Raw genomic sequence first — 23,322 nt, forward strand, 5'->3', positions numbered from 1 at the left:
AATCAGGCCCTCCACCGCTGGCTCTCCACCGACTGGTGGGCCAGGAAGAGCCCGAAAGCCACCACGCTCAGGTAGAAGACCAGGTCCTTCAGGTCCAGAACCCCCCTCACCATGTCCTCCATGTGGGTGGTCACACCCAGATAGGCCACCGCCTTCATCAGGGGCCCCGCGCTGGGGTCGTCGGCCCAGCCCAGCGTCCACATCACCAGGAACAGGCAGAAGGAGAGGATGCCGGCCACGATCTGGTTGCGGGTGAGGGTGGAGACGAAGAGCCCCATGGCGAGGAAGCAGGAGCCCAGGAGGAGGAGGGCGAGGGCGCCGGTGAGAATAGGCTTCCACTCGGGGGGGGTGGGGGCGTAGTAGAAAACGAGGGCGAGGTTCAGGAGGCCGGCCAGGATCATGAGGGCGTAGAGCCCCGCCGCGGCCAGGAACTTTCCGACCACGACCTCGATGTCGCGCAGGGGGGACGTGGCCAGAAGCTCGATCGTCCCCTGCCGCTTCTCCTCCGCAAAGAGGCGCATGGTGAGCAGGGGGGCGATGAAGAGGGCCACCACCGCCATGTTGTGGAGGACGGGACCGATCAGGAACTCGTTGAGGGACATCTTGACTCCGCCCCCGAACTCCATCCCCGAGGCGCGCATGGACCGTTCGAGGAAGAAGCGGAAGGCGTAGTGGAAAAAGACTCCGAAGAGCATGGTCCAGACGAAGAGCCCCACATAGGCGATGGGGCTGCCGAAGTAGTGGCGCCACTCCTTCTCGACGATGGCGCCGATGTTTCTGAGCGCGGTCACGCGGTCACCTCCGGGGCGACGGGAGCGGGTGGCTCCTCCATGGTGTCGGTGGTGGTGAGGTGGAGGAAGACCTCCTCCAGGCTCATCCCCACCTGCTGCAGGCCGAGCAGGCCGAAGCCCTTGGTCACCACCGCCCAGGCCAGGTCGGCCCTTATGTCCTTCCCCGCCTCCGCCTCCACCTCGAAGACCGCCACCCCCGGCCCGTCGCTCTTGGGATGGATCTGGGCCACCCCCGGCACGCCGCGGAGGACGTCGAAAGCGGGTCCCTGCTCCCCCCGTATCTCCAGGCGGAACGTGCCCGCCCCCTTGAGCCGGTGGGTCAGGTTATGGGGGGTGTCCTCCGCCACGACTCGGCCCTTGTTGATGATGACCACCCGTCCGCAAGTCATGGAGACCTCGGGCAGGATATGGGTGGAGAGAACGATGGTATGGTCGCCGCCCAGGCTCTTGATCAGCTCCCGGGTCTCGATGATCTGCTTGGGGTCGAGGCCGGCCGTGGGCTCGTCCAGGATCAACACCTCGGGGTTGTGGAGGATGGCCTGGGCCAGGCCCACCCGCTGGCGGTACCCCTTGGAGAGCTTGCCGATCAGGGTGCCGCGGACGTCGCCGATCCGGCACTTCCCGATGGCCTCGTCCACGCGCGCCCCCCGCTCCTTGGACGGCACGCCCTTGATCTTGCCGCAGAAATGCAGGAACTCCCCCACCTCCATGTCGGGATAGAGGGGTGGGGTCTCGGGGATGTAGCCCGTTCGCTTCTTGACCTCCATCGGTTCCCGGAAGACGTCGTAGCCGGCCACTCGGGCCGTCCCCTCGGTGGGGGGCAAATAGCAGGTGAGGACGCGCATGGTCGTGGTCTTCCCCGCCCCGTTGGGTCCGAGGAAGCCAAGGATCTCGCCCTTCTCGACCTTGAACGAGATCGCGTCCACCGCCGTGTGTCGGCCGTACCTTTTGGTGAGGTTCTCGACCTCGATCATGTTCTGTCGGCTCCTGGGCTCGTCCGGACCAAGCGCGCAATCGCGTGCCGCCGATCGGGCCTTTTTTGGTGGCTCGCCACTAGTTCAGGGTTCCCGCCGGCGCGATCGGGCGCGCGCCGTTGCCGCCGGAAGCCTCGCATCTAGCGGTGCTTGGCCCCCGCGCAGGGAGTTCGTATCATAGCGAGAGGGGTCTCTGCCTGTCAAACACAGATCCGCAATGACTGTCTCGCGCACGTCGCTCCTGAGGCGGCTTACCGACCGGGTTCTGGAGGCCCCCGACCTCGAGGGCCTCGTGCAGGTCTTGACCCGCACCCTGCCCGAGGCCCTGGACGTGGAGGGTGCCCGCCTGCTCCTCTGGGACCGTAAGCTCGAGACCTTCGAGGGCCTTTCGTTGGTCCTCCAAGGAGGTGAGACGCGGATCGAGCCCTTGCGGCCGGCGGAGCCGGGATCGCCCTTGCCAGAGGCGCGCTACCTCATCTCCGAGGGCCAGGTCTTGGAGACCCCTGGGCATGGGGAGGGGGCCCTCGTCCCCCTCATGGCCCGCAGCGGACTCGTGGGCATGCTCATGCTGGATCGGCCCCGGCGGCAGCGGCGATCCGTCTACCACCGGGCGGAGGCGCGGCTCCTCACCCTGCTGGCCAGCCGCTCCGCCCTCGCCCTCGAGAACCACCTGTACCAGAAGGAGTTGATCGCCTCCGAGCGGATGGCTGCGCTCGGCACCATGGCCGGGATGCTGGCCCACGACTTCCGAGGCCCCATGACCATCATTCGTGGCTACGCGGAGACGCTCGTGGAAGCGGGCCTGACCCCGGCGGAGGTGGCCGCCCGGGCCACCCTCATCGTTCAGAGCGTCGACCGCTTGGAGCGGATGACCGCGGAGACGCTGGACTTCGTGCGCGGCAGCGGGCGCCTGGCCCGGCGCACGCTCGGGGTGTCGGCCTTCCTGAACGAGCTTGCGGGAGGTCTGACGGCCGAGCTGCCGGGCCTGGAGGTGGTGCGCGACTTCAACGTCCCCCCCGGCGCCTCCGCCGCCTTGGACGTGGACAAGCTGCGGCGGGCCGTGGGCAACATCGCCGCCAATGCGCGCGACGCCATGGGGGGCACGGGCCGGCTGTACCTGAGCGCGGTCCTCGAATCCGGGAACAACGAAGCGGACTCCAGGCTCGTCCTGACCCTCGCCGACGAGGGGCCGGGGGTGGCGGCCGAGGTCCAGGAGCGCGTCTTCCAGCCCTTCGCGACCTTCGGCAAGAAGAAGGGAACGGGGCTGGGGCTGGCCGTTTCCCGGCGCTTCGTCGAAGATCACGGCGGGACCCTGGAGCTCCTCCCCTCCCCGCCCCCACCCGAGCACGGGGCCCGCTTCCGGATCGCCCTCCCCTTGGGCGTGCCCTCCCCGCCCCGATCGGAGCCGGCGTCCTAAGACGCGCCGTTCGCGCTTCCCGCGCCGTCCGTGGCGGCCGCAGGGTCTGCCCGGAGGAGTATAGAATCGATTGCATGCGCCCCGGCCTCGCCTTGGCCCTCCTCCTTGGCGCCCTGGTGGCGTGCCGGACGCCCGACCCGAAGACAGAGCTGGAGGTCACGGCCGTGGAGACCTACTGGGCGGTGGACCCGCCCCGGGGCGCTACGCAGTACATCGCCCCCGTCGTCCGCTTCCGGCTGAGGAACAAGAGCCCCAAGCCCGCGCGGCCCATCCAGTGCCGCGCTGATTTTCGCCGTACGGGAGAGAAGGAGGAGCCCTGGGCCTCGGGTTTCCTGCAGGTCACCTCCGCCCAGAAGCCGCTTCTGCCCGGGCAGGAAATCCAGGTGGTTATCAAGTCCGAGGGCCACTACACCTCCGGGGGACCACCCGAGGGCATGTTCCAGAATCCCGCTTTCCGGGACGCCCTCGCGCAGATCTACTTGCGGGCGGGCTCCTCCGGCATGGTGCGGATGGGAGCCGACTACAAAGTGGAGCGCCGGCTCGGCAGCCGGAGCGTCCAGGGCATCGCCGCCCCCTAGCCGAATGGCTCAGCTCAGCTTCGTTCACCTCTCGGGTCCGCGCCGGGGCGAGACCGACGAATTGCGCCTGCCCGCAATGATCGGCTCGGATCAAGGACTCGAAGTGATGGTGCCCGGCATCGCCCCCCGCCACGCCCTGGTCTTCGAGCGGGACGGCGAGATCGTGCTGCAGGATGGCGGCTCCGACCTCGGAACATTCCTGGCCGGGGAGCCGGTGCAGGAGGCCGCCCTCCACGACGGCGACGTGCTGGAGCTGGGGCCGGAGGGGCCCAAGCTCCGCTTCCGCCACGAGGGAGAGGAGCGCGTCCCCCTTCTTCGGGCCCTGCTCTGGGCCCGGCCGGAAGGGGCCATCCAGCTCTCCGACACCACCGGCTTCCTGCGGGCGGTGGTCCGGGAGACCGCCAGTCGCACCAGCCGCGCCTTCCGCTTCATCGCCATCGGCCTGGTCGTGGCGGGCGGCCTCTTCCTGGCCTGGACCCAGTGGCAGGCCCATCGGCTGGGGGCGGATGTGGCTCGCCTGCGCGAGGCCGTCCGGCGGGCAGAGGCCGCGCAGCGAGACTTCCACGAGCGGGTGGAGCAAGAGCGCCGGCGTTCGGAGGCCGAGCGCCAGGCCCTGCAAGCGCGGATCGAGGAAGCCCGCCAGCGCGAGGATGAGCTGAAACGCCAGCTGGGCGAGGCCTCTCCCGGCCAGGCACCGTCGGTGCGGGACGAGCTAGCGGCGGCCCGGGAGCGGCTGGTCAGCCTGGAGAGCGAGCGAACCGCAGGGGAGCGGGTCATCCGCGAGTACGGCCCCGGCGTGTGCCTGGTCCAGGGGGCCTACGCGTTCTACGACGCGAGCGCGCATCCCCTCCGCTACAAGCTGGACGGCGACGGTCGGCCCCAGCGCGACAACGAGGGCTGCTACGCGCTGGACCTGGCCGGCCCCGGGCCCGTGCACACCGTGGACTACCTGGGCACGGGCTTTCTGGTCGACCGTCGCGGCTTGGTTCTCACCAACCGCCACGTGGCCGAGCCCTGGTGGAACGACTCCTGCGCGGAGGCGGTCATGAACACCGGCTTCAAGCCCCGCTTCACCCTTTTCCGCGCGTTCTTCCCGCGCGAGCGCGAGGCCTTCGAGCTCGATGTGGACCGCCTCTCGGAGACGGTGGACCTCGCCCTGGTGCGGGTGAATCTCAAGGGTAAGCGGATTCCCGTGATCCCCCTCGACCGCAGCGGGAAGGGGGCGGTGGCCGGGCAGCCGGTGGTGGTGGTGGGGTACCCGGCGGGCCTGGAGGCCATCCTGGCCAAGGCGGACAGCGCGGTGGTCAAGGACATCCTGGCCGCGGGCACCAGCTCGGAGCGGGTCACGGAGGCTCTCGCGCGCAAGGGTCTCATCCGTCCTTCCACGACCCAGGGTCACATCGGGGACATCACCCAGACGGACATCGTCTTCGATGCCCCCACCACCCAGGGGGGCAGCGGGGGCCCCGTGCTCAACAAGAGCGGGGAGGTGATCGCGGTGGAATACGCGGTCCTCACCAAGTTCGGCGGCAATTCCTTTGGCGTTCCCATCGGATACTCCCTGGAGCTGCTCCGACCCCCAAAGGGGAAGGCGGGCGGACGGTGATGCCGGCTCCGCCCTACCCCCGCCGAGCATGACCTTTTCGCGACGGGACCTCGGGTGGGCCGCCCTCCTGGCCCTTCTCGCCGCCGCCTTCCGCCTGCCCGGGCTCGGCTATCCCCCGGAGACCTACTTCGACGAGGTCTACCATGCGAAGGCCGCGGCCCAGTACCTAGCGGGAGAGGCTCCCACGGAATGGGTTCATCCCCCCACGGCCAAGCTCCTGATCGCGGTCCCCGTGTGGCTCTTCGGGTACAAGCCTTGGGCCTGGCGGCTGGCTCCCGCCCTCGCCGGTATCCTTCTCGCTCCCACCTTCTTTCTCTTCGCCCGCCGCCTCCTGGCTACGGAGCGCGCCGCGCTCCTGGCCTCCGTCCTGCTGCTCTCGGACGGGGTCTACCTGGTCCAGAGCCGCATCGCCATGACCAACATCTTCGCCGTCCTCTTCCAGGTGGCGGCCGCCCTCCTGATCCTGGACTCCGTCCTCGGCGAGCGTCTGCCGGGGTGGAAAATGATCGGGGCCGGGCTCCTCCTTGGCCTCGCCCTCTCCACGCGCTGGACGAGCCTTTGGGCGGCGGCCTTTCTGGGCCTCGTGGTCCTGGTGGTGCGGGGCCGCCGGATCTTCCGCTTGCGGGAGCTGCTGCTCACGGCCGTGGCCTTCGTGGTCCTGCCCGTCGTCATCTATATCCTGAGCTACTTGCCGCTGCAGATCCTGCGACCCGGCCTGGAGCCTTGGCACCACCACCTTTCGGAGTTGTGGGACCTCCAGCTGGAGGTCTGGCGGTACCACGCAAACCTGAACGCCACCCATCCCTACTTCAGCAAGTGGTGGACCTGGCCCTGGCTCTATCGGCCGACCTGGTACTTCTACCAGCCGGTGGGGGACAGGGTGCGCGGGATCATGGCCATCGGGAACCCCGCGCTCTGGTGGGTGTCGGTTCCGGTCACCCTTTATTCCCTCCTGACCGGGCTCAAGGCCCGGGACCCCCGGCGGCTCTTCGCGGCCGCCGGCTTCGCCCTGCTCTACCTTCCCTGGGGCATCTCGCCCCGCACCCTCAACTACAGCCACTACCTCTTCGAGGCCATCCCCTATGCCTGCTTGAGCCTGGGCATGCTGCTCGACGGGTGGTGGGACGGACGGGCCGGCCCCTTGGCGCGCGGCTATCTCGCGGTCGTGGTCCTCCTCTTCTTCTTCTTTCTGCCCTTCCTGACCGCCCTGCCCGTCCCCTCCACCTGGTACTTCGGCCAGACACCCCTCCATCTCCGCCTCTGGACGTGGTTCCCGAGCTGGGTCTAAAGCCCCCTCCCCGATCCTCCGCGCGCGCAGCCCGTCCTCGCCGGGGCCCGAAACTCGGGTGCTATACTGCCCGGGAAGGGAGCGGCGATGGCTTTGATCAGTGAAGAGGTGGCGGCACAGCTCAAGGAAGAGTTCGCAAAGCTCGTCCACCCCGTGCGTCTGGCCGTTTTCTCCCAGGCCCTGGCCGATCCCGAGTCGGATCAGGTGCGTCGGCTGATCGAGGAGCTGGGCGCTCTCGACCCCCGCCTCAAGGCCGAGTCCTACAACTCCGTCCTCGACGCGGAAAAGGTGAAGGCCCTCGGGATCGCCCGCATCCCGGCCGTGGCCATCCTGGGAGAGAACAAGGACTACGGCATCCGCTTCTACGGCCTCCCCTCCGGCTATGAGTTCGGGTCCCTCATCGAGGCCATCCTCGACGTCTCCAGCGGGCAGAGCGGCCTCGGGGAGGAGACCCGGGCTGGCCTGGCCGCCCTGGCGCACCCCGTCCACATCCAGGTCTTCTCGACGCCGACCTGACCGCATTGCCCCCGGGCCGTGCGCCTGGCTTTCCAGTTTGCGCTCGAGAGCGACAAGATCACCGCGGACGGAGTGGAGGTGACGGGGTACCCGGAGCTGGCGCGGAAGTACCGCGTCTCCTCGGTTCCCAAGACCGTCTTGGGGGACAGCGTGGAGTTCGTGGGGTCGGGGCCGGAGTCCATGCTGCTGAAGCACGTCCAGGACGCGGCGGCCCAGGTCCCCGGCGTCACGACCTGACCGCCTGCTCCCGAAGCGCCCGCGCGGGCTCCCCAAACTCTAAGGGCAGGGCGGCTGCTCGCTCGTGGAAGAGCGGTCCAGCGCCTCCATCGCCCCGGAGAGGCCCAGTCGATAGACCCGCACGGTGCCGCCAAAGGGCGGGGGAAGCGGTGTCCTCCGAACCTCCGTCAACTGGATCCCGGGAAGGTCCGGGAAGCGTCGAAGGAATTCCCGGAAGGGCTGCATCACGCTGTAGTCCCCGTTCCAGGAGAGGACCCACTTGGGCTGCAGGAACGTCAGCCCCATCGCCCAGCAGAGGGGTCGGGCGTCCACCCGCGTGAGCGTCTCCGCTCCCCAGACCTCACGCACGCCCGCCCGGAAGGCCGGGCTCCAGCGTCCCTGGAAGTATTGCCCGGGCGCGGGGTAGCCGATGACATCGAACCTCCGCTGCAGATGGAAGGCGAAGGGCACGGGGACGTACACCCGATCGCCCGGGTGGGCGCCGGACACAAGGAGCGCGTCCAGGAGCGCTCCCTGCAGCTGTGCGTAAGGCAAGTCCTGGCCGCGGAGCCCGGCGAGAAATCGGCTCCCGCCGGCCACGCTCAAGGAAAGAAAGACCCCCAGGCCCGCGACCCGCAAGGCGGTTGTCCAGTAGGGCTTTCTCGAGAGCTCGCCCAGGCGCGCCGTGATCGCCTCGGCCAGAAAGGCCAGGGCCAGGTAGAGCGTCGCCTGGTAGATCGCCCGGTACGAGAGCACGAAGTGCTTCAGAAACAGGAAGTGCACGACCACAAACAGGCAGTAGGTCCCCGCGAAGAAGCGCGCGGCCCGCGAAAACGGGAGGGGCGCGACCGCGGGCAGGGCCAGGCAGGCCGCCAAGGCCAACCAGATCCCCGGATGCCCGACATGGGTCTGAACAAAATCAGCGGTCAGACTCGCCAGCTCCCTCCACTCTCCGTGCAGAGGGAGCGCGAGCACGCGCAGCAGAGTCACGTTTCCTTGGGCCTGGGCCAGCTGGCCCCGGATGTTGGCCAGGCTGTCGGTCAGGATGAAATAGCCGTAGAGGAGGGGGATGGCGGCGTAGGGTGCGAGCCCGGCCGCGATCGCGCGCGGGGAGGCCTCCCGGACCAGGGGCACCGCGAACACCAGGAGGAGCGCGGCCGCGAAGAACAGCACCGAGGTGTGCGAGAGCATCCCGGCCGTGAACGCCGCGCCCATCCCGAAGAGCACGAGCGGGCGGCGACAGCCTTCCCCCTGCCAGGCCCAGAGGCCGAGCACGCCCATGAGCAGGCAAAAGCCCGCCGTCATCTCCGGACGCCCGTGGCGCGCGGCTTCGATCATCCGTTCGTCGCGGGTGAGCGCGTAGAGGAAAACGCCCAGGCCCAGCAGCGCCCCGCGGCGCACGAGGAAGAAGGCGCCGCCCGCGGCCAGCAGGGCAAAATGAAGCGTGTTGGCAAGCGGAATTGAGGAGGGGCCGTCACCAAAGATCCGAATCAGGACCGCATGGACGGTGGCGTAGTAGTAGACGGTGAGGTTGTAGGTGCGATTCTGGGCGTTGAGGCCGGGGCCGAGAAGGGGCGAGCCGAAGGTGCCGCGCTCGGCGAGACTGAAGGAGGGGTAGGTGTATTCGTAGTCGTCGTGGGCGAACGTGGGCGCGATGCCTAGCCGGAACGAGTAGACACCGAAGACGGTCAAGCCGACGGCCAGGGCTACGGCCCCAGAGAGGGCCTTCATTCCCTTCGTCGATACCCCGAGCGGCGTCCCCCGGTCCGCCCCCGGAGCGCCCAAGCTTCCCGGGAGGGCCACGCCCTACTTGAACAACTTCTTCAAGCTGGTGAGGGCGGAGTCCTTGGGAGACAAGGACTCGAGCTCCTCGCGGGCCATTGCGTGCCGGGGGTTCAGGCGCACCGCCGTCCGCATCTCCGCCACCGCGCGGCTCCGCTGCTTCATGGCTTTGTAGTAGAGGCCGAACTGGTAGTGGATGTCGGCGTTGTCCGCGTCCAGGCGGAGAGCCTCCAGGAACTCGCGCTCCGCCTGCTTGGCCGTCCGCGGGTAGCAGGCCATGGCGATGGCCAGGCGCACGCGGTAGGCGGGGATCATGGGCGCGATCTGGACCAGCTTTTCGTAGACCGTGACCGCGTTGGCGTAGTCGGAGACGGTCATGCGCACCTCGCCCTCCATGAGCAGGTGTTCCACCTTGGCCTGGCCCTCGAAGGTGGTGGAGCCGGGGGAGGCCGCGGAGGACTCGATGGCGGGGCGGGGGCGGGGGGCCTCGCTGGCCCGGGTCTCGGGGGAGGTGAGGCGCTCTTCGGGAGGGGAGGGGGCCGGGAGCGGGGCCTGGCGGGCCAGGCGGAGCATGGCGGAAGCCCGCCCCAGGATCACCTCGATGTCGGTCTTGATCTGATCTTCCTCACCCACGGCCTCCCGCAGGGCGTGGTAGCGCTCCATCTTTTCCTCGAGGGCCTTGACCAGCTCGTCCCGGGGGGCGGTGCTCGCGACCTTCAGCCACTTCTCCTTGTCCAGGTGGGCGGAGCGCTCGAGCTCGTCCTCCACCTCCAGGCGGATGGCGTCCTGCCCGGAGGGGTCGGGGGACCGGCGCAGGGCGGAGAGCAGGAAGGTGCCCGTCTCCATTTGGACGATAGGCTGGGCGGCCGCGGCCAGGGCCTCGTCGGCGTCCTGGAGAATCCCGCCCGCGGAGAGCGCGTAAACGGCCTGCAGCCGGGACAGGGCGAGCCCGCCCGAGGCCCAGGCCAGCCGTCGCTGGGTCATGGGGCGCCGGGCCAGCTCCAGGACTTCCTTCTCCTCGGGCGGGCACTCCTTGGGGTCGAACGAAAAGGGCGGCACCGAAGCCAGGACCAGGCTGCGGTCCAGATTGCCGAGCCCGGTCAGGATCAGCTCCCGGCTCTCCATGGTCCGGATGCCGTCGTAGAGGAGCCGGTGGAGCGAGAGGCTCACCATGTACTCGAGGGGGATCGCGCAGCGCCGGTCCTCGAAGGAGGCGGCGCCGTCCGTGAGCTCGAACATGGAGAGCACGATCCGCCGCACTTGACGGGCCACCGAGCCCCCTACCTCGTTCTTGTCCATGACCCCCGCCGCCACCAGGGCCTCCCCGAAGCGGCGCTTGCGGTCCCCCTTCATGAGGGCCGACACCCGGTTGAACTCCTCGTCCGTGATGCGGCCCAGGGCCACCAGGGCCTCGCCCAGCCGGTCCTTCTTGAGGTTGCTGGCCGCGAAGACCAGGCGACCGTGGTCGAAGAAGACCGTCTTCACGATCTTCCCCGAGCGGACCTGGAGGTCCCCGCTCCGTCTGTCCGCGGACAGCCCGCGGAGCGTCTCGGCGACGGGCGTGGTGGCGAGCTCAGTGAGCATGCGACGTTCTAGTTACCACGCCCGGGGCGGGGAGACAACCTAGCGCAGCTCACGCCAGAGCCGGCCCATCTCCAGCAGGATCTTGAAGATCACCCTGGGAGAAGCGAGGGTGCTGGTGCCCCGCGAGCGGGGGAAGTAATCCACCCCGATCTGGATGATGGAAGCCCCCGCCTTCCTCGCCCGCACCAGGAACTCCGCGTCGATGAAGCTGCCCTCGCTCTTCAGCACCACCCGGTCCAGGAGCGAGCGCCTAAAAAGCTTGAAGGAGAAGTTTACGTCGCGGTAGCGGAGGCGGAAGAGGGTGCGAATGAGGGCGCTGTAGGCGAGGGTGTAGAGGGTCCGCAGGGGGCCCTCCGAGGTGCGGTCGAAGCGGTAGGCGGTCAGCACGTCCGCCCGCTGGTACTCGAGCAGGCGCACGGCGCGCGCCACCTCCCGGAAGTCAAAGGGCAGATCGGCGTCGCTGTAGAGGATCAGGTCCTTGGTGGCGGCGGCGTAGCCCGCGCGCAGCGTCCCCCCCAGTTGCCGGTTCCGCTCATTGTGCAGAACCTTGACCCGGGGGTCGGCGCCAGAGAGGGCCTCCGCCAGCTCCCTCGTGCGGTCGGTGGAGGCGTCGTCCACAATGATGATCTCGTGGTCGGGGGCGATGCTCTCCAGCACCTCTCGCGCCGCTACCACCGCCCGCTCAAGATAGGCCTCCTCGTTGTACATTGGGAAGACCACGCTGATGGAGGGGGGCATGGGGGGTCAAGGGTATCATTCCCCCTCCGGGAGGCGAGCCATGGCGGAGTTGGGGATCGCGCTGATCGAGGACGTTCGCCGGCGAGTGGTGACGGGGTACCCGGCCCAGGTCCGGGCTTCCCTCGAGGCCCTGAGTGACGAGCAGGTCTGGTGGCGGCCCCACCCCACGAGCAACTCGGTGGGGAACCTGGTCCTCCACACCTGCGGGTCCACCCGCCACTTCCTGGGCCGGGGGCTGGGGGGGAGCTCCTACCGGCGGGACCGGCCCCGGGAGTTCGCGGAGACGGGCCTGCCCCGGCCCGAGCTCCTCGCGGTCCTCGAGGACACGGTGGCGGAGGCGGAGCGGGTCCTGGGCACCCTCGATCCCGCGCGCCTTTTGGAGGTGACGGATCGCGCGGGCGAGCCGGAGACCGCGCTCGCCATCCTCCTCCGCACCGCCCATCACTGGGGCGTGCACACCGGCCAGATCGTCTTCGCCACCAAGGCCTTCAAGGAGGGCGCTTTTGAAGACCTCTGGAGGAAGACAATGCGCTAGGCCTCGGGCACGGCCAGGGCGGCCGCGGCCTCGGCCAGGTGGGCCTCGATGTTCAGCTCGCTGTGGAAGGCCAGGCGAACCCTGCGGTTCCGGCCCACCACGTACGTGACCCGGCGGGCCAGGCCGATTAGGGGCCACCTGACCTTGTAGGCCCGTAGGAGGACACCCTTGGGATCGCCCACCAGGGGGTAAGGCAGGCCAAGCGACTCCCGGAAGCGGTCGCTCACCTCCTGGCGGTCCTTGGAGACCCCCACCACATCGCCGCCCGCCTGGCGCAGGGGCTCGTACTCCCGGCGGAACCCGCCGGCCTCCCGCGTTCAGCCGGGGGTGAAGGCCTTGGGAAAGAAGAAGATCACGGCCGCACGCTCCGCCAGCATCTGGTAGAGAGTGCGCTCCCCCACCGCGAAGTCGGGCGCGATTTCGCCATGCTTCAGCACGCTCGCACCATAGGCCGCGGCTGGCTCCAAAAGCAAGGGCTCGGGCCCAGACGCGCGCTCGCCCCCGCCCCCCCGCCGGTTTAGAATGTCGCTCTCCCGGGGGCTCGCGCCGAGCGGCGCCCGGAGGCTTGAATGGCACGAGCCGTCATCGTCGGCAGCGGTAGCGAGATCGCGCCCGTCCAGGTCACCAACTCGATGCTGGCCCGGATCATGGACACCAGCGACGAGTGGATCCAGGAGCGGAGCGGGGTCAAGACCCGCTACTTCGTGGAGCCGGGGACCGCCACTTCCGACCTGGCGGCGGGAGCGGCGGGACGCGCGCTGGAGCGGGCAAAGGTGGGAAGGGAAGAGGTGGACCTCCTGGTCTTCGCCACCATGACCCCCGACCACTACTTCCCGGGCAACGGGGGGATCCTCCAGAAGAAGCTCGGCCTCAAGGCCATCCCCTGCTTCGACATCCGGCAGCAGTGCGTGGGCTTCCTGTACGGGCTCCAACTCGTGGACGCCCACATCCGGGCCGGGCTCGCAAAGACGGTGCTCCTGGTGGGAGCGGAGATCCACAGCGGCTTCATGCCCTGGACTCCCGCCAATTGGGAATACATGTACGGCCGGGGCGAGGTCCCCCCCACCCCCGAGGAGTTCGCCTGGAACACCCGCTTCCGCCACCTGACCGTGCTCTTCGGTGACGCGGCCGCGGCCGTGGTCCTGAGGGCGGCCGAAGGCGGCGAGGCCGGGATCGTGGACCAGATCCTCCACACCGACGGCGCGGACTACGATAAGCTCTACGTCCCGGGGACCGGCTTCGCCCGCCGTCCGTACACCGACCCCGAGCAGTTCCGGCGGGGCGAGCACATCCCGGTCATGGACGGGCGCCACGTGTTCAAGATGGCCACCACCCATATGATGGAGGTCTCGCAGGAGATCTTGAAGCGGAACGGAGTCCGCGTGGAGGACCTCGCCATGGTCCTCATGCACCAGGCCAACCAGCGGATCAACGAGTACTGCCAGAAGGCCCTGGGCATCCCCGACGAAAAGATCGTCCACAACATCGAGCGCTACGGAAACACCACCGCCGCCACCATCCCCCTCTTGTGGGACGAGTGCACGAGAGGAGGCCGAATCCGGCCGGGCGACCTCGTGCTCATGGTGGCTTTCGGGGCGGGCATGAGCTGGGGGGCCACCCTCGTCCGGGCCTGAACTCATGAAGAACCGGTCCCGCCTCGTCGTCTTTGTCCTCCTCGCCCTGGTCCCGGCCCGAGCGCGGGCCCAGGCCCCCTTGACGGTCGGGAGCATCACCGCCCAACCCGGGGAAGCGGTGTCGGGATGGCTCATCGTCCCCGACGGCGTCGACCCCGGGACCCGGATCCCGGTCACGGTCGTGAACGGAGCGCGGCCGGGAGCGGTGCTGGCCCTGGTGGCGGGGACCCACGGCTACGAGTACACATCCATCATCGCCCTCCAGCGGCTGCGCCCCCGGCTCGACCCCAAGCGCATGAGCGGCGCCGTGATCCTGGTCCACATGGCGAACCCGCCCACCTTCTACGGCCGGCGGATCTACTACGGGCCGGACGGGAAGAACCTGAACCGCGTGTACCCCGGCCGCGCGGAGGGCACGATCAGCGAGCGGATCGCCGAACGCATCACCCGGGAGGTGATCGACAAGGCCACCCACCTCGCGGACCTGCACTGCGGGGACGGGAACGAGTCGCTCCGCCCCTACTCCTACTGGCAGGTGAGCGGGAACCAGGAGCGGGACGCGGCGGGAAAGGAACTGGCCCTGGCCTTCGGCCTGGACCACATCGTGGTCGACCGGGAGCGGCCGCGGGACCCCGCGCACAGCCTCTACACCTCGAACACCGCCGTCCTGCGCGGGAAGCCCGCCATCACGGTGGAGTCGGGGGGGATGGGCCTGACCGACGCCGTCTCCGTGGGCGCCCAGGAGGCGGGGGCGCTCTCCCTCATCGCCCATCTCAAGATCATGGACGCCCCCTCGGTGCGGGTGGAGAAGCCCCTCTGGCTCGATCCCACCCGCGTCCTGACCGCGCCCGCGACCGGCGTGTGGCACCCCACGGTGGACAAGATGCAGTCCGTGGCCAGCGGGGCCCTGATCGGCCGCCTCACCGATCCCTTCGGCCAGCTCCTGCACGAGGTGCGAGCCCCCTTCGCAGGGGAGGTGCTCTACGTGGTGGCCACGCCGCCCGTCACCGAAGGGGAGCCGCTCGCCTTCATCGGGCAGCTGAGCGAGGGCGAGCCCAAACCCTGAAGGGGTCGCCTCATCCCTCGGCCAGGGGGAGGTCGGGGGTTCCCGGCGGAGCGGCCGCGACCAGCCGGAAGCCGGGCCCCGACCGGGTAAAGCCGGCTTCCAGGAGATAGGGCGCGAGCGGGCTCTCGGCCAGGGGCCGCCCGTCGGGGGCGCCCCAGCCGAGACCGGAACGGCCGGTGCGGGCCGCCCAACCGGCGAGAGAGAGGGCCAGGGCCCGCGCCGCGCGCGAGCGGACCGGCTCGTCCTCGGGGAGGAAGGTCGTAATCTCGCGCTCGCCCTTGCCGAGGACGGCGAGGAGGACTCCATCCACCAGGGCCACGTGCCCGCCCGCAGCGCGGGCGAGCCGGGTGCCGTCCACCCGCGGCCAGGGGAGGGCCACCCCATAGGGGTTCGCAGGATCCGTAGCCGCGAGCACCGCCGCCTGGGGCGCCGCCTCCTCCCCCGCGTCGCGCCGGGCCCGCAGGCGCTCGAGGGCCCCCGGGTGGGCGAACTGGGACCCCCCCCGGCCGGCCACGAAGTAGCCGCGCCGAATGCGACCCGCCTCCTCTAGCGCGCGGAGCACGGGATACAGGGTGGCCACACCGCCCGGCACGTCCTCGGCCAGGATGGCGTCGCGGGTGAGAACGCCGTGGCGGGCCAGCATCTGCTCGGCCCGGGCCAAGGCTCGCTCCGCGGGGGTGGGGGGGGCGCCCCGCAGGGGGGCGAGCCGGCTCCAGCGACCCGCCGCACTGGGCAGGGACGACCGGCGTGAGCGCAGCGGCGCAATCCGGGATCGGTACGAAGGGCGTCCCGTCCGCGCGCCCAGAAAAGCGCGCAGGACGCCGGGGCTGTCGTTGGTGACCTCCCCCGCCCAGACGAGGTCCCAGAGGGCATCCAAGACCGCCTGCCCCAGGCCGCCCCCCGCCGCCTCGTGAAGCTCCGCGAAGAAGGAGGCCCCGTGGCGGGAAAGGTGCTCGCGCAGCCGGTCGTGGACCTCGCCCCGCGGGGGGTCGGGGTGCGGTGCCTGCAGGAGCCGGAGGTCCTCCACCAGGTAAAGGGCCATTCGGCCGTCCCTATCGCCCAAGGGGCCTGCCCCGAGCCACACGACCTCGCCCGCGGCGCAAAGGGCGTCCAGGTCCTGGGGTCGGTAGCCGGGGATCCGCGCGGACAGGATGTCCGACTCCAGCGCGGAGGCGGGGAAGACCGCCCCCTGGATCTGCTCGATCACCTCCAGGAGCGCCTCCGGTCCGGGGCGGCGCGGGGATCCCGTGATCCCGTGCCAGTCGAGGAGCATCCGGGCCAGGGCCGCGGGCTCGGTGGGCTCCACCTGCCGGCGGAGCCGAGCCAGCGAGCGCCGCCGCAGCGCGGCCAGGACCTCGGGGGCACACCACTCGCGCCCCGACCCCCCCGGCCGGAACTCCCCTTCCAGGAGCCGCCCCGCCGCGGCCAGCTCCTGGAGCGCGGGGGCGAGGGCGACCTCCTCGGTCCCGAATCGCCGCGCCACATCGCGGGTGGGGAACGGGGCGTGGGTCCGCGCGTAGCGAGCGACGAGCTCGCGCAGGGCGTGGGGAAGGGGAGCCAGGAAGGCCGGGGGCAGGCCGGGGGGAATAGCGACGCCGAGGGCGTCGCGAAGCCGGCCCGCGTCTTCGACGGCCGCGAAGCGTGCCTCCCCGCCCACCCTCACCGCGACGATGCGGCCCTCGCCTTGAAGAGCGTCGATCCAGGCCCGGGCCACCTCCTGGGGGGTTCGTCCGTCCTCCCCCGTCCCCACCCGGGCCGCGACCTCCTCGACCGTGAGATCGCCCAGCCGCAGAAGGAGGTCGTGGAGACGGTCGGGGTTTTTCAGGGCGTGGTCCGGATCCAGGCCCTGCAGGCTCAACTCCAGCTCGGCCAGGGCCCGGGGATCGATGAGCTCGCGCAGCTCGGCCTCGCCCAACAGCTCGCGGAGCTGGCGCGGGTCCACGGAGAGAGCCTGGGCCCGCCGCTCCGCGAGGGGGGCGTCACCGTCGTAGATGTAGTTGGCGACGTAGCCGAAGAGAAGCGAGGCCGAGAAGGGAGAGGGCGCGAGAGAGTCCACGGTCACGAGCTTGACCTCCCGGCGGCGCACGCGCCGGGACAGGTCCACGAGCGCGGGCAGGTCGAAGACGTCCCGCAGGCACTCGCGGTAGGCCTCGAGCACGATCGGAAAGGAGGGGTAGCGGGAGGCCACGGCCAGGAGGTCGGCCGCCCGCTTCCTCTGCATCCAGAGGGGGGAGCGCGCGCCGGGCCGGCGACGGGGGAGGAGGAGGGCGCGGCCCGCGGCTTCCCGGAAATGGGCGGCGAAGAGCGCGCTGCCCCCCAGCGCTCCCACCACCAGCTCCTCGATCTCCTCCGGCCCGGGGAGCAGGGCGGCCGCGTCCGGAGGCGTCTCGCGGTCGGGGACGCGCACCACGATGCCGTCGTCGCTCCAGAGCGTCTCGACCTCGCCGGAAGGGCGCAACCGGGCCTCGAGGGCGAGGGCCCAGGGGGCGTGGACCCGCCCGCCCCAGGGCGAGAGCAGGCACAGCCGCCAGTCCCCCATCTCGTCGCGGGTCCGTTCGAGAACAATCGTCCGGTCGTCCGGCACCGCGCCCGTGGCCAGGCGCTGCTCCTCTAAGTAGTCGAGCAGGTTCTCGCGGGCGCGGGGGTCGAGCGCGTGCTCCTCGTCGAGGAGGCGCGCGGCCTCCGCCCGGGGGAGGGACAAGAGCTCGCGGGTGAGGCGTCCGATGGCCCGGCCCAGCTCGGCCGGCCGGGCCCCGCGGTCGGCTTTCCAGAATGGCATCTTCCCCGGCTCCCCGGGGGCGGGGCGCACGAGCACGCGGTCGCGGGTGATCTCCTCGATGCGCCAACTCGAGGCCCCGAGCACGAAGACTTCCCCGACCCGGCTCTCGAAGACCATCTCCTCGTCGAGCTCCCCCACCCGCCTCCCGGGGCGGTCCTCCTCCCCGGCCAGGAAGACGCCGTAGAGACCGCGGTCGGGGATGGTCCCCGCATTGACCACGGCCAGGCGCTGAGCCCCCTCCCGCGCGCGGACCAGACCCCGGCGGCGGTCCCAGGTGAGTCGCGGCCTGAGCTCGGCGAACTCGTCGGAAGGGTAGCGGCCGGAGAGCATGTCCAGCACGCCCTCGAACTGGGCCCGGGGCAGGCTCGCGAAGGGCGCGGACCGGCGCACGAGGGCGAAGAGGCCATCCACCGCGAGTTCCCCGGCCGCGGCCATGGACACAAGGTGCTGGGCGAGCACGTCCAGGGGATTCGCGGGGACTCGGGTCTCCTCGACCTCCCCCGCCTTCATGGCTTTGGTGATGGCGGCGGTGGCCAAGAGGTCGCCGCGGTACTTGGGGAAGATCACACCCCGGGAGACGGCATCCACCTGGTGGCTCGCGCGTCCGATGCGCTGCATCCCGCTCGCGACCGAGGGAGGGGTCTCGATCTGGACCACCAGGTCGATGGCTCCCATGTCGATCCCCAGCTCCAGAGAGGAGGTCGCCACCAAAGCGGGAAGCCGTCCCGCCTTGAGGGCCTCCTCCATGGCCGAGCGCTGCTCACGGGCGATCGAGCCGTGGTGGGCCTGGGTCACCTCCTCCCCCGCCAGGTCATTGAGGGCCGCGGACAGGCGCTCGGCCAGCCGCCGGCTGTTGACGAAGAGAAGCGTCGACCGGTGGGCGCGGATGAGCTCCAGGAGGCGGGGGTGGACGGCCGGCCAGATGGAGCGTGGGGAGCCCTCCTTCCCCTCCGGCACGGCCACGGGCGCGGGCGCTTCGGGTCGGGACATGTCCTCTACCGGCACCTCGACCTTTAGGTCGAAGGTTTTTCGGGTCCCCGCATTCACGATCGTCACCGCCCGGGGGCTCCAGTTCCGCCGGCCATCACCCCCGCCCAGGTAGCGCGCGACCTCGTCGAGGGGCCGCTGGGTGGCGGAGAGGCCGATCCGCTGCAAGGGGTCGCGACAGATCTCGGCCAGCCGCTCCAGGGAGAGGGCCAGGTGGGCGCCGCGTTTGGTGCCCACCAGCACGTGTATCTCGTCCACGATGACGACCTCCACGCTGGCCAGGACCGCGCGGGCGCGGGAGGTGAGCATGAGGAAGAGGGACTCGGGGGTGGTGATGAGGATCTCGGGGGGCGCGCGCAGGATCTTGGCCCGCTCCGCGGCGGGGGTGTCGCCGGTGCGCAGCGCAACCGCCGGAGAGTGGAAGGCGTCTCCCCTCCGCCCGGCAGCTCGGGCGATCCCCGCCAACGGGGATTGCAGGTTTCGCTCCACATCGACGGCGAGCGCCCGCAAGGGGGAGAGGTAGAGCACCCGGCAGCGCTCGGCCGGGGCGGGCGCGGGGGCGAACATCAGCCGATCAATCGCGGCCAGGAAGGCGGCCAGGGTCTTGCCGGAGCCGGTGGGGGCGAAGATGAGCGTGGAGCGGCCTTCCCGGATGACCGGCCAGCCCAGGGCCTGGGCCCGGGTGGGGCCCGGGAACGACGCCGCGAACCATTCCTCGACCGCGGGATGAAAGCGCTCGGGACCGGACGGTGCCTGGGGTTGCCGGGGAGCCACGGTGCCTCGCTGAGCCCTCTATGATAGGAGAGGCGGGCCTCTATCGGGTCCAGAGCGAGCCTTGACCGCTCCCAGCCCCCTGTGTATGGTCGTCCCGGGTTTGGATCCAGGGCCTGGAGGTCTATCCATGGGGTTCGGGAGAAGGCCGCTGGCCCTGGCCGCCGTCTTGACCACGGCCAGTCTTGCCGCCCAGGACCCGGAGCCGGAAAAGCTCGATTCGGAAGCGCTCCGGGGGCGCGATCGCACCGCGATCCTGGACGTGCGGAGCGTGGTCATGGCAGGCCGGGCCTACGCCGCCGCGAACGGCGCGCTCTTCGGGACCCTCTCCTGCTACACCCAGCCCGAGACCTGCCTGCCCGATTTCCCCAAGGATGCCGCCCCTTTCCTGGACCCCTCGCACGACTGGCTGGCCACCAGTCTCGGCTACGTGCACAAGTTCCATCCCGGCCCCCTCGCCAGCGAGGAGGAGATCCTGAAGGCCAAGGCCGCTCCCGGGAGCTTGAAGTCCTTCGCCTTCACGGTCGCTCCCGTGAAGCCCGGCCAGACCGGCCTCCGCGCTTTCTGCGGCGATTCCTCGGGCCGCATCTGTGTCAGCCGCGACGGCTCCGAACCCCGCGTCAAGGACGGGCGCTGCGCGCAAGCCTGCCCGGAGCTGAAGTAGGGACGTGCGCGCGTCGACGAGCGTCCTCCTCCTGGCCCTCGCCGTCCTCCCCCGGCCCGCCCGGAGCGCGGATCCGCTCGCCCCGGAGTCGGTCCTGGGTTTTCACCCCGGCGACGACCGCAAGCTCGCGGACTGGGGGCAGATGGTCGACTACTTTGGTCGGCTGGGCGGGGCGTCCGCCCGCGTCCGCGTCGAGCAGGTGGGCCTTACCACGGAGGGAAATCCCTTCCTGGTCGTCACCATTACTTCCGAGGCCAACATGGCCCGCCTGGAGGAGATCCGCCGGGACAACCTGCGTCTCTTCGACCCCCGCGGGCTTTCCGAGGAGGAGGGGCAGCAGATCGTCGCCCGCGGCAAGGCCATCGTTGCCATGACCTGTTCCATCCACTCCACGGAGGTGGGAGGGTCACTCACCGCTCTCGAGCTCGCCCATCTCCTGGGCACGAGCCACGACGCCGCCGTCCTGGCCCTGCTCGAGGAGGTGGTGCTCCTGCTCGTCCCCTCCCAGAACCCCGACGGCACCCAGCGGGTGGCGGATTGGTATCGGCAGCACCTGGGCACACCCTTTGAGGGGGTGGAGCCTCCCTTCCTCTACCACCGGTACACCGGCCACGACAACAACCGCGACTGGTACATGTTCACCCAGGCCGAGACCCGCCTCACCGTGAAGTACGTCCACGACCGCTGGCGTCCGCAAATCCTCCACGACGTCCACCAGATGCTTCCGCGGGGGGCGCGCATCTTCGTTCCGCCCTACGTCGACCCCTACGAGCCCAACGTGGACACCTCCCTTCGCTCGGCGATCAATGCCCTGGGCGCGCAGATGGCGGCCCGGCTGAGCGGGGAGGGCAAGAAGGGGGTAGTCATCCACGCCCTCTTCGATGCCTGGAGCCCAGCCCGCTTCTACCCTCACACCCACAGCGGAGTGAGGATCCTCTCCGAGACCGCTTCCGCTCGCTTGGCCACCCCGGTGGAGGTGGCGTTCGCGGAGCTGCGGCCCGGTTTCGGCTACGACCCCAAAACGTCCTCCTGGAACTTCCCCGAGCCCTGGCCGGGCGGTCTTTGGCGGCTGCGCGATATCGTCGACTACCAGCTCTCCGCCTCGCGGGCCATCCTCGAGCACGCGGCCGGGAACCGCGAGTACTGGCTGCGCCGCTTCCTGGAGGTGAGCCGCCGGGCCGTGACCCGGGCCGAGCCCTTCGCCTTCTTGGTGCCGGGGGACCAGCCGGATCCGCTGGCGGCGGCCACGCTCCTAAGCGTGTTGCGCACGGGGGCGGTGGAGGTGCAGCGGGCGCGGGCCGCTTTCCAGGCGGACGGCCGCGCCTACCCGGCGGGCACCCATGTGATCCTGATGCAGCAGCCCGCCAGCGCCTTCGCAAAATCGCTGCTCGAGCGGCAGCGCTACCCGGATCTTCGCCTCTATCCGGGCAGCCCGCCCCAGCGCCCCTACGACGTGACCGCGCACACGCTGCCCCTGCTCATGGGGGTGACGGTGGATGTGGCGACGGCTCCCTTCAAGGCTGACGTCGAGTTCGTAGCCGCGCCGGAGGTCACCCCCGGTCGTGTCCTCGGTGCGGGGGCGTGGCTGGCCTTTGGCCACGGGAACGGCGACCTCTTGGCCCTTTCCCGCCTCCTCCGCGCCGGCGTCCCCGCGCATTGGGCCCTGGACGCGTTCTCGGACGGAGGGCGGTCGTTCGCGGCGGGAACGCTCCTCGTCCCTGCGGCCGCGCGCCCCACCCTCTCCGGCCTCGCCCGCGATCTGGGGCTGCTCGTCCGGGGCGTGAACGCGTCGCCGCGTTGCCTCGTCCTGCGCCGCCCGCGCATCGGACTCTACCGGTCGTGGGTGCCGTCGATGGACGAGGGGTGGACGCGCTTCGTCTTCGAGCGCCAGATGGAAGTGGACTATGAGACGCTGCGGGATGAGGACCTGCGGGCCGGCAGTCTGCGCGACCGCTTCGACGCCATCGTACTCCCCGATCAGTTGCCGGACCAGATCGTGAAGGGCCACCCCCGGGGCTCTCTGCCGGAGGAATACACGGGCGGCCTGGGGAGGGAGGGGGTGAAGAGCCTTAAGGACTTCGCGACCGCGGGCGGCACGCTCGTGGCCCTGAATGCGGCCTCGGGCCTGGCTCTCGAAGGCGGTGCGCTGGAACTGCCGGTCGTGAACGTCCTCGCCGGCTCCGCGGAGGGCCCGGACCCCGTCTACTGCCCGGGCGCGCTCTTGCAGGTCAGCTTGGACGGGACCCACCCCCTTGCCCACGGCCTCCCGGTGGAAACGCCCGTCTGGTTCGAGTCCGGCCCGGCCTTCGACGTCGGCGCGGGCCGGGTGGTGGCGCGCTACGGCACGGACCCGCTGCTCTCGGGGTGGCTGCTGGGAGGGAAGCGCTTGAGCGGCCACGCGGCCTTGGTGGAGGTGCCGCTCGGCCGGGGGCGCGTGGTGCTTTTTGGCTTCCGCCCCCAGTACCGGGCCCAGAGTTGGGCCACGTATATCCCCTTCCTGAACGCTCTCTATCTCTCTGCGGCGTCGCCCACACCCTGAGCCGGAGGGGGAAGCCCCCACTCGCGGGCCAGCCGCGGCCACAGGGTTGCCGGGATCTGGACGAGCACGGGTCGCAATGCGGGGTCGAGCCAACGCAGCAGTCGTTCCATGGGCTCCCCCCCCATCGCGGTGCAACCTTCGGTGACCGACCCCGGCGAGGACCGAAGATGCAGGAAGATGCAGCTTCCGGCCCCCGCGGCCGGCGGCCCATCGTTGTGGCCCACCCAGATCACGAGACGGTAGAGATCGTCCCCGCGGTGCATCATCTCCGCCGAAGCCCAGTCCTTGCGGACCCGCGTTTCGTTGACCAGACGGTTGTAGAAAGAGGAGCTGGGATCGTCCACGCACCTGAGATCAGGCGTGGCCGTTCGGTAAGCCAGGCGTGTCCCCGGGGGGGGCTCGGGCGCGTAGCCGGTGGCCTCGCGCAGTTCGAACACGCCCGCCGGCGACTTGCCGTCCCCCTCCTTCTTTGACGGGCCCTCGAGGCCCGAGGGATGGAGACCCCGACCCCAGGCGAGCCCTGTCCGGCCCAGTGAGGCGTCGAAGGAATCGCCGAGGGGTCGCCAGTTGGCGGCAGCGTTTTCCCGGTCGAAGAGACGGACACGGGCGGACAGTGCGGTCCAGCTCGCGCCCACGGAGAGCACGAGCTGGCGGCTCTCGGCGGGGACGGGCGCCGCGGCCAGGACGGCAATCAGCAGGATCATTCCCGCCAGTTTATCCCCAGCCGAACGGTTTGAAATCGGAGATCGCCTTGGCTAGACTCGAATGTCCCGCCCGCTACTGGGAGGTCGTCCAACGGTAGGACACATGGCTCTGGACCATGGTATCGGGGTTCGAATCCCTGCCTCCCAGCCAAA

The 23,322-nt window shown here is 70.3% G+C and carries 18 protein-coding genes, 1 tRNA gene and 2 pseudogenes; 12 read left to right on the forward strand and 9 right to left on the reverse strand.

Features of this window, described 5'->3' with window-relative positions; all coding sequences use genetic code 11:
• Positions 1–2: 2 nt before the first annotated feature.
• Together VN461_01220 and VN461_01225 are read right to left on the reverse strand one after the other, a co-directional pair.
• The gene (locus VN461_01220; protein HXB53371.1) at positions 3–791 is read right to left on the reverse strand and encodes an ABC transporter permease; all 789 of its coding nucleotides are present in this window, start codon (positions 789–791) and stop codon (positions 3–5) included.
• Complete coding sequence (locus VN461_01225; GenBank protein ID HXB53372.1) at positions 788–1,765, reverse strand: ATP-binding cassette domain-containing protein; 978 nt, start codon at positions 1,763–1,765, stop codon at positions 788–790. Before VN461_01225 ends, VN461_01220 begins: the two co-directional genes overlap by 4 nt.
• A gap of 217 nt (positions 1,766–1,982) precedes the next feature.
• Here VN461_01225 and VN461_01230 point away from each other — a divergent pair, with 217 nt between their 5' ends.
• The 6 genes and pseudogenes from VN461_01230 to VN461_01255 all read left to right on the forward strand — a co-directional run bounded on the left by VN461_01230 (position 1,983) and on the right by VN461_01255 (position 7,407).
• Positions 1,983–3,182: a GAF domain-containing sensor histidine kinase gene (locus tag VN461_01230; protein HXB53373.1), complete on the forward strand. Its 1,200-nt coding sequence runs from the start codon at positions 1,983–1,985 to the stop codon at positions 3,180–3,182.
• Between the two features lie 74 nt (positions 3,183–3,256).
• On the forward strand, positions 3,257–3,760 hold the full coding sequence (locus VN461_01235) for a hypothetical protein (GenBank protein HXB53374.1): 504 nt from the start codon (positions 3,257–3,259) through the stop codon (positions 3,758–3,760).
• A 61-nt stretch (positions 3,761–3,821) separates the two neighbouring features.
• A complete protein-coding gene (locus VN461_01240) occupies positions 3,822–5,366 on the forward strand; it encodes a trypsin-like peptidase domain-containing protein (protein ID HXB53375.1) in 1,545 nt (514 codons plus the stop codon).
• Positions 5,367–5,394: 28 nt separating this feature from the next.
• Positions 5,395–6,654 carry a phospholipid carrier-dependent glycosyltransferase gene (locus VN461_01245; GenBank protein HXB53376.1) on the forward strand — a complete coding sequence of 420 codons (1,260 nt, stop codon included), beginning with the start codon at positions 5,395–5,397 and terminating at the stop codon, positions 6,652–6,654.
• An 87-nt stretch (positions 6,655–6,741) separates the two neighbouring features.
• Positions 6,742–7,170, forward strand: a complete 429-nt coding sequence (locus tag VN461_01250) for a hypothetical protein (GenBank protein ID HXB53377.1) — start codon at positions 6,742–6,744, stop codon at positions 7,168–7,170.
• Positions 7,171–7,182: 12 nt separating this feature from the next.
• Positions 7,183–7,407 (forward strand): annotated as a pseudogene (locus VN461_01255) (thioredoxin family protein).
• A 39-nt stretch (positions 7,408–7,446) separates the two neighbouring features.
• Here VN461_01255 and VN461_01260 read toward each other — a convergent pair.
• The 3 genes from VN461_01260 to VN461_01270 all read right to left on the reverse strand — a co-directional run bounded on the left by VN461_01260 (position 7,447) and on the right by VN461_01270 (position 11,490).
• The gene (locus VN461_01260) at positions 7,447–9,117 is read right to left on the reverse strand and encodes a hypothetical protein (protein HXB53378.1); all 1,671 of its coding nucleotides are present in this window, start codon (positions 9,115–9,117) and stop codon (positions 7,447–7,449) included.
• Positions 9,118–9,192: 75 nt separating this feature from the next.
• The gene (locus tag VN461_01265) at positions 9,193–10,752 is read right to left on the reverse strand and encodes a DUF4388 domain-containing protein (GenBank protein HXB53379.1); all 1,560 of its coding nucleotides are present in this window, start codon (positions 10,750–10,752) and stop codon (positions 9,193–9,195) included.
• Between the two features lie 39 nt (positions 10,753–10,791).
• A complete protein-coding gene (locus VN461_01270) occupies positions 10,792–11,490 on the reverse strand; it encodes a glycosyltransferase family 2 protein (protein ID HXB53380.1) in 699 nt (232 codons plus the stop codon).
• Positions 11,491–11,530: 40 nt separating this feature from the next.
• On the opposite strand from VN461_01270, the gene VN461_01275 reads away from it, so the two are divergent.
• A complete protein-coding gene (locus VN461_01275) occupies positions 11,531–12,025 on the forward strand; it encodes a DinB family protein (protein ID HXB53381.1) in 495 nt (164 codons plus the stop codon).
• Here VN461_01275 and VN461_01280 read toward each other — a convergent pair.
• Positions 12,022–12,330, reverse strand: a pseudogene (locus VN461_01280) (redoxin domain-containing protein). The gene VN461_01275 and the pseudogene VN461_01280 overlap by 4 nt on opposite strands.
• A 12-nt stretch (positions 12,331–12,342) precedes the next feature.
• Complete coding sequence (locus tag VN461_01285; GenBank protein HXB53382.1) at positions 12,343–12,492, reverse strand: hypothetical protein; 150 nt, start codon at positions 12,490–12,492, stop codon at positions 12,343–12,345.
• Positions 12,493–12,594: 102 nt separating this feature from the next.
• Here VN461_01285 and VN461_01290 point away from each other — a divergent pair, with 102 nt between their 5' ends.
• Positions 12,595–13,659 (forward strand): 3-oxoacyl-[acyl-carrier-protein] synthase III C-terminal domain-containing protein, encoded by a 1,065-nt coding sequence (locus VN461_01290; protein ID HXB53383.1) that lies wholly within the window; start codon positions 12,595–12,597, stop codon positions 13,657–13,659.
• 4 nt (positions 13,660–13,663) lie between these two features.
• Positions 13,664–14,725 (forward strand): M14 family metallopeptidase, encoded by a 1,062-nt coding sequence (locus tag VN461_01295; GenBank protein HXB53384.1) that lies wholly within the window; start codon positions 13,664–13,666, stop codon positions 14,723–14,725.
• A gap of 10 nt (positions 14,726–14,735) precedes the next feature.
• Here the strand turns inward: VN461_01295 and VN461_01300 are convergent, their stop codons facing one another.
• The gene (locus tag VN461_01300) at positions 14,736–19,265 is read right to left on the reverse strand and encodes a DEAD/DEAH box helicase (protein HXB53385.1); all 4,530 of its coding nucleotides are present in this window, start codon (positions 19,263–19,265) and stop codon (positions 14,736–14,738) included.
• A 127-nt stretch (positions 19,266–19,392) separates the two neighbouring features.
• On the opposite strand from VN461_01300, the gene VN461_01305 reads away from it, so the two are divergent.
• The gene (locus VN461_01305; GenBank protein HXB53386.1) at positions 19,393–19,926 is read left to right on the forward strand and encodes a hypothetical protein; all 534 of its coding nucleotides are present in this window, start codon (positions 19,393–19,395) and stop codon (positions 19,924–19,926) included.
• A gap of 4 nt (positions 19,927–19,930) precedes the next feature.
• Positions 19,931–22,465 (forward strand): M14 family zinc carboxypeptidase, encoded by a 2,535-nt coding sequence (locus tag VN461_01310; protein ID HXB53387.1) that lies wholly within the window; start codon positions 19,931–19,933, stop codon positions 22,463–22,465.
• Here VN461_01310 and VN461_01315 read toward each other — a convergent pair.
• Positions 22,435–23,169 (reverse strand): L,D-transpeptidase family protein, encoded by a 735-nt coding sequence (locus VN461_01315; protein ID HXB53388.1) that lies wholly within the window; start codon positions 23,167–23,169, stop codon positions 22,435–22,437. The two genes, VN461_01310 and VN461_01315, sit on opposite strands and share 31 nt — an antisense overlap.
• Positions 23,170–23,246: 77 nt before the next feature.
• Between VN461_01315 and VN461_01320 the strand changes: the two genes are divergently transcribed.
• Positions 23,247–23,320, forward strand: a tRNA-Gln gene (locus VN461_01320).
• Positions 23,321–23,322 lie beyond the last annotated feature (2 nt).

The sequence above is a fragment of the Vicinamibacteria bacterium genome (genome assembly GCA_035570235.1).
GTDB lineage: Bacteria > Acidobacteriota > Vicinamibacteria > Fen-336 > Fen-336 > DATMML01.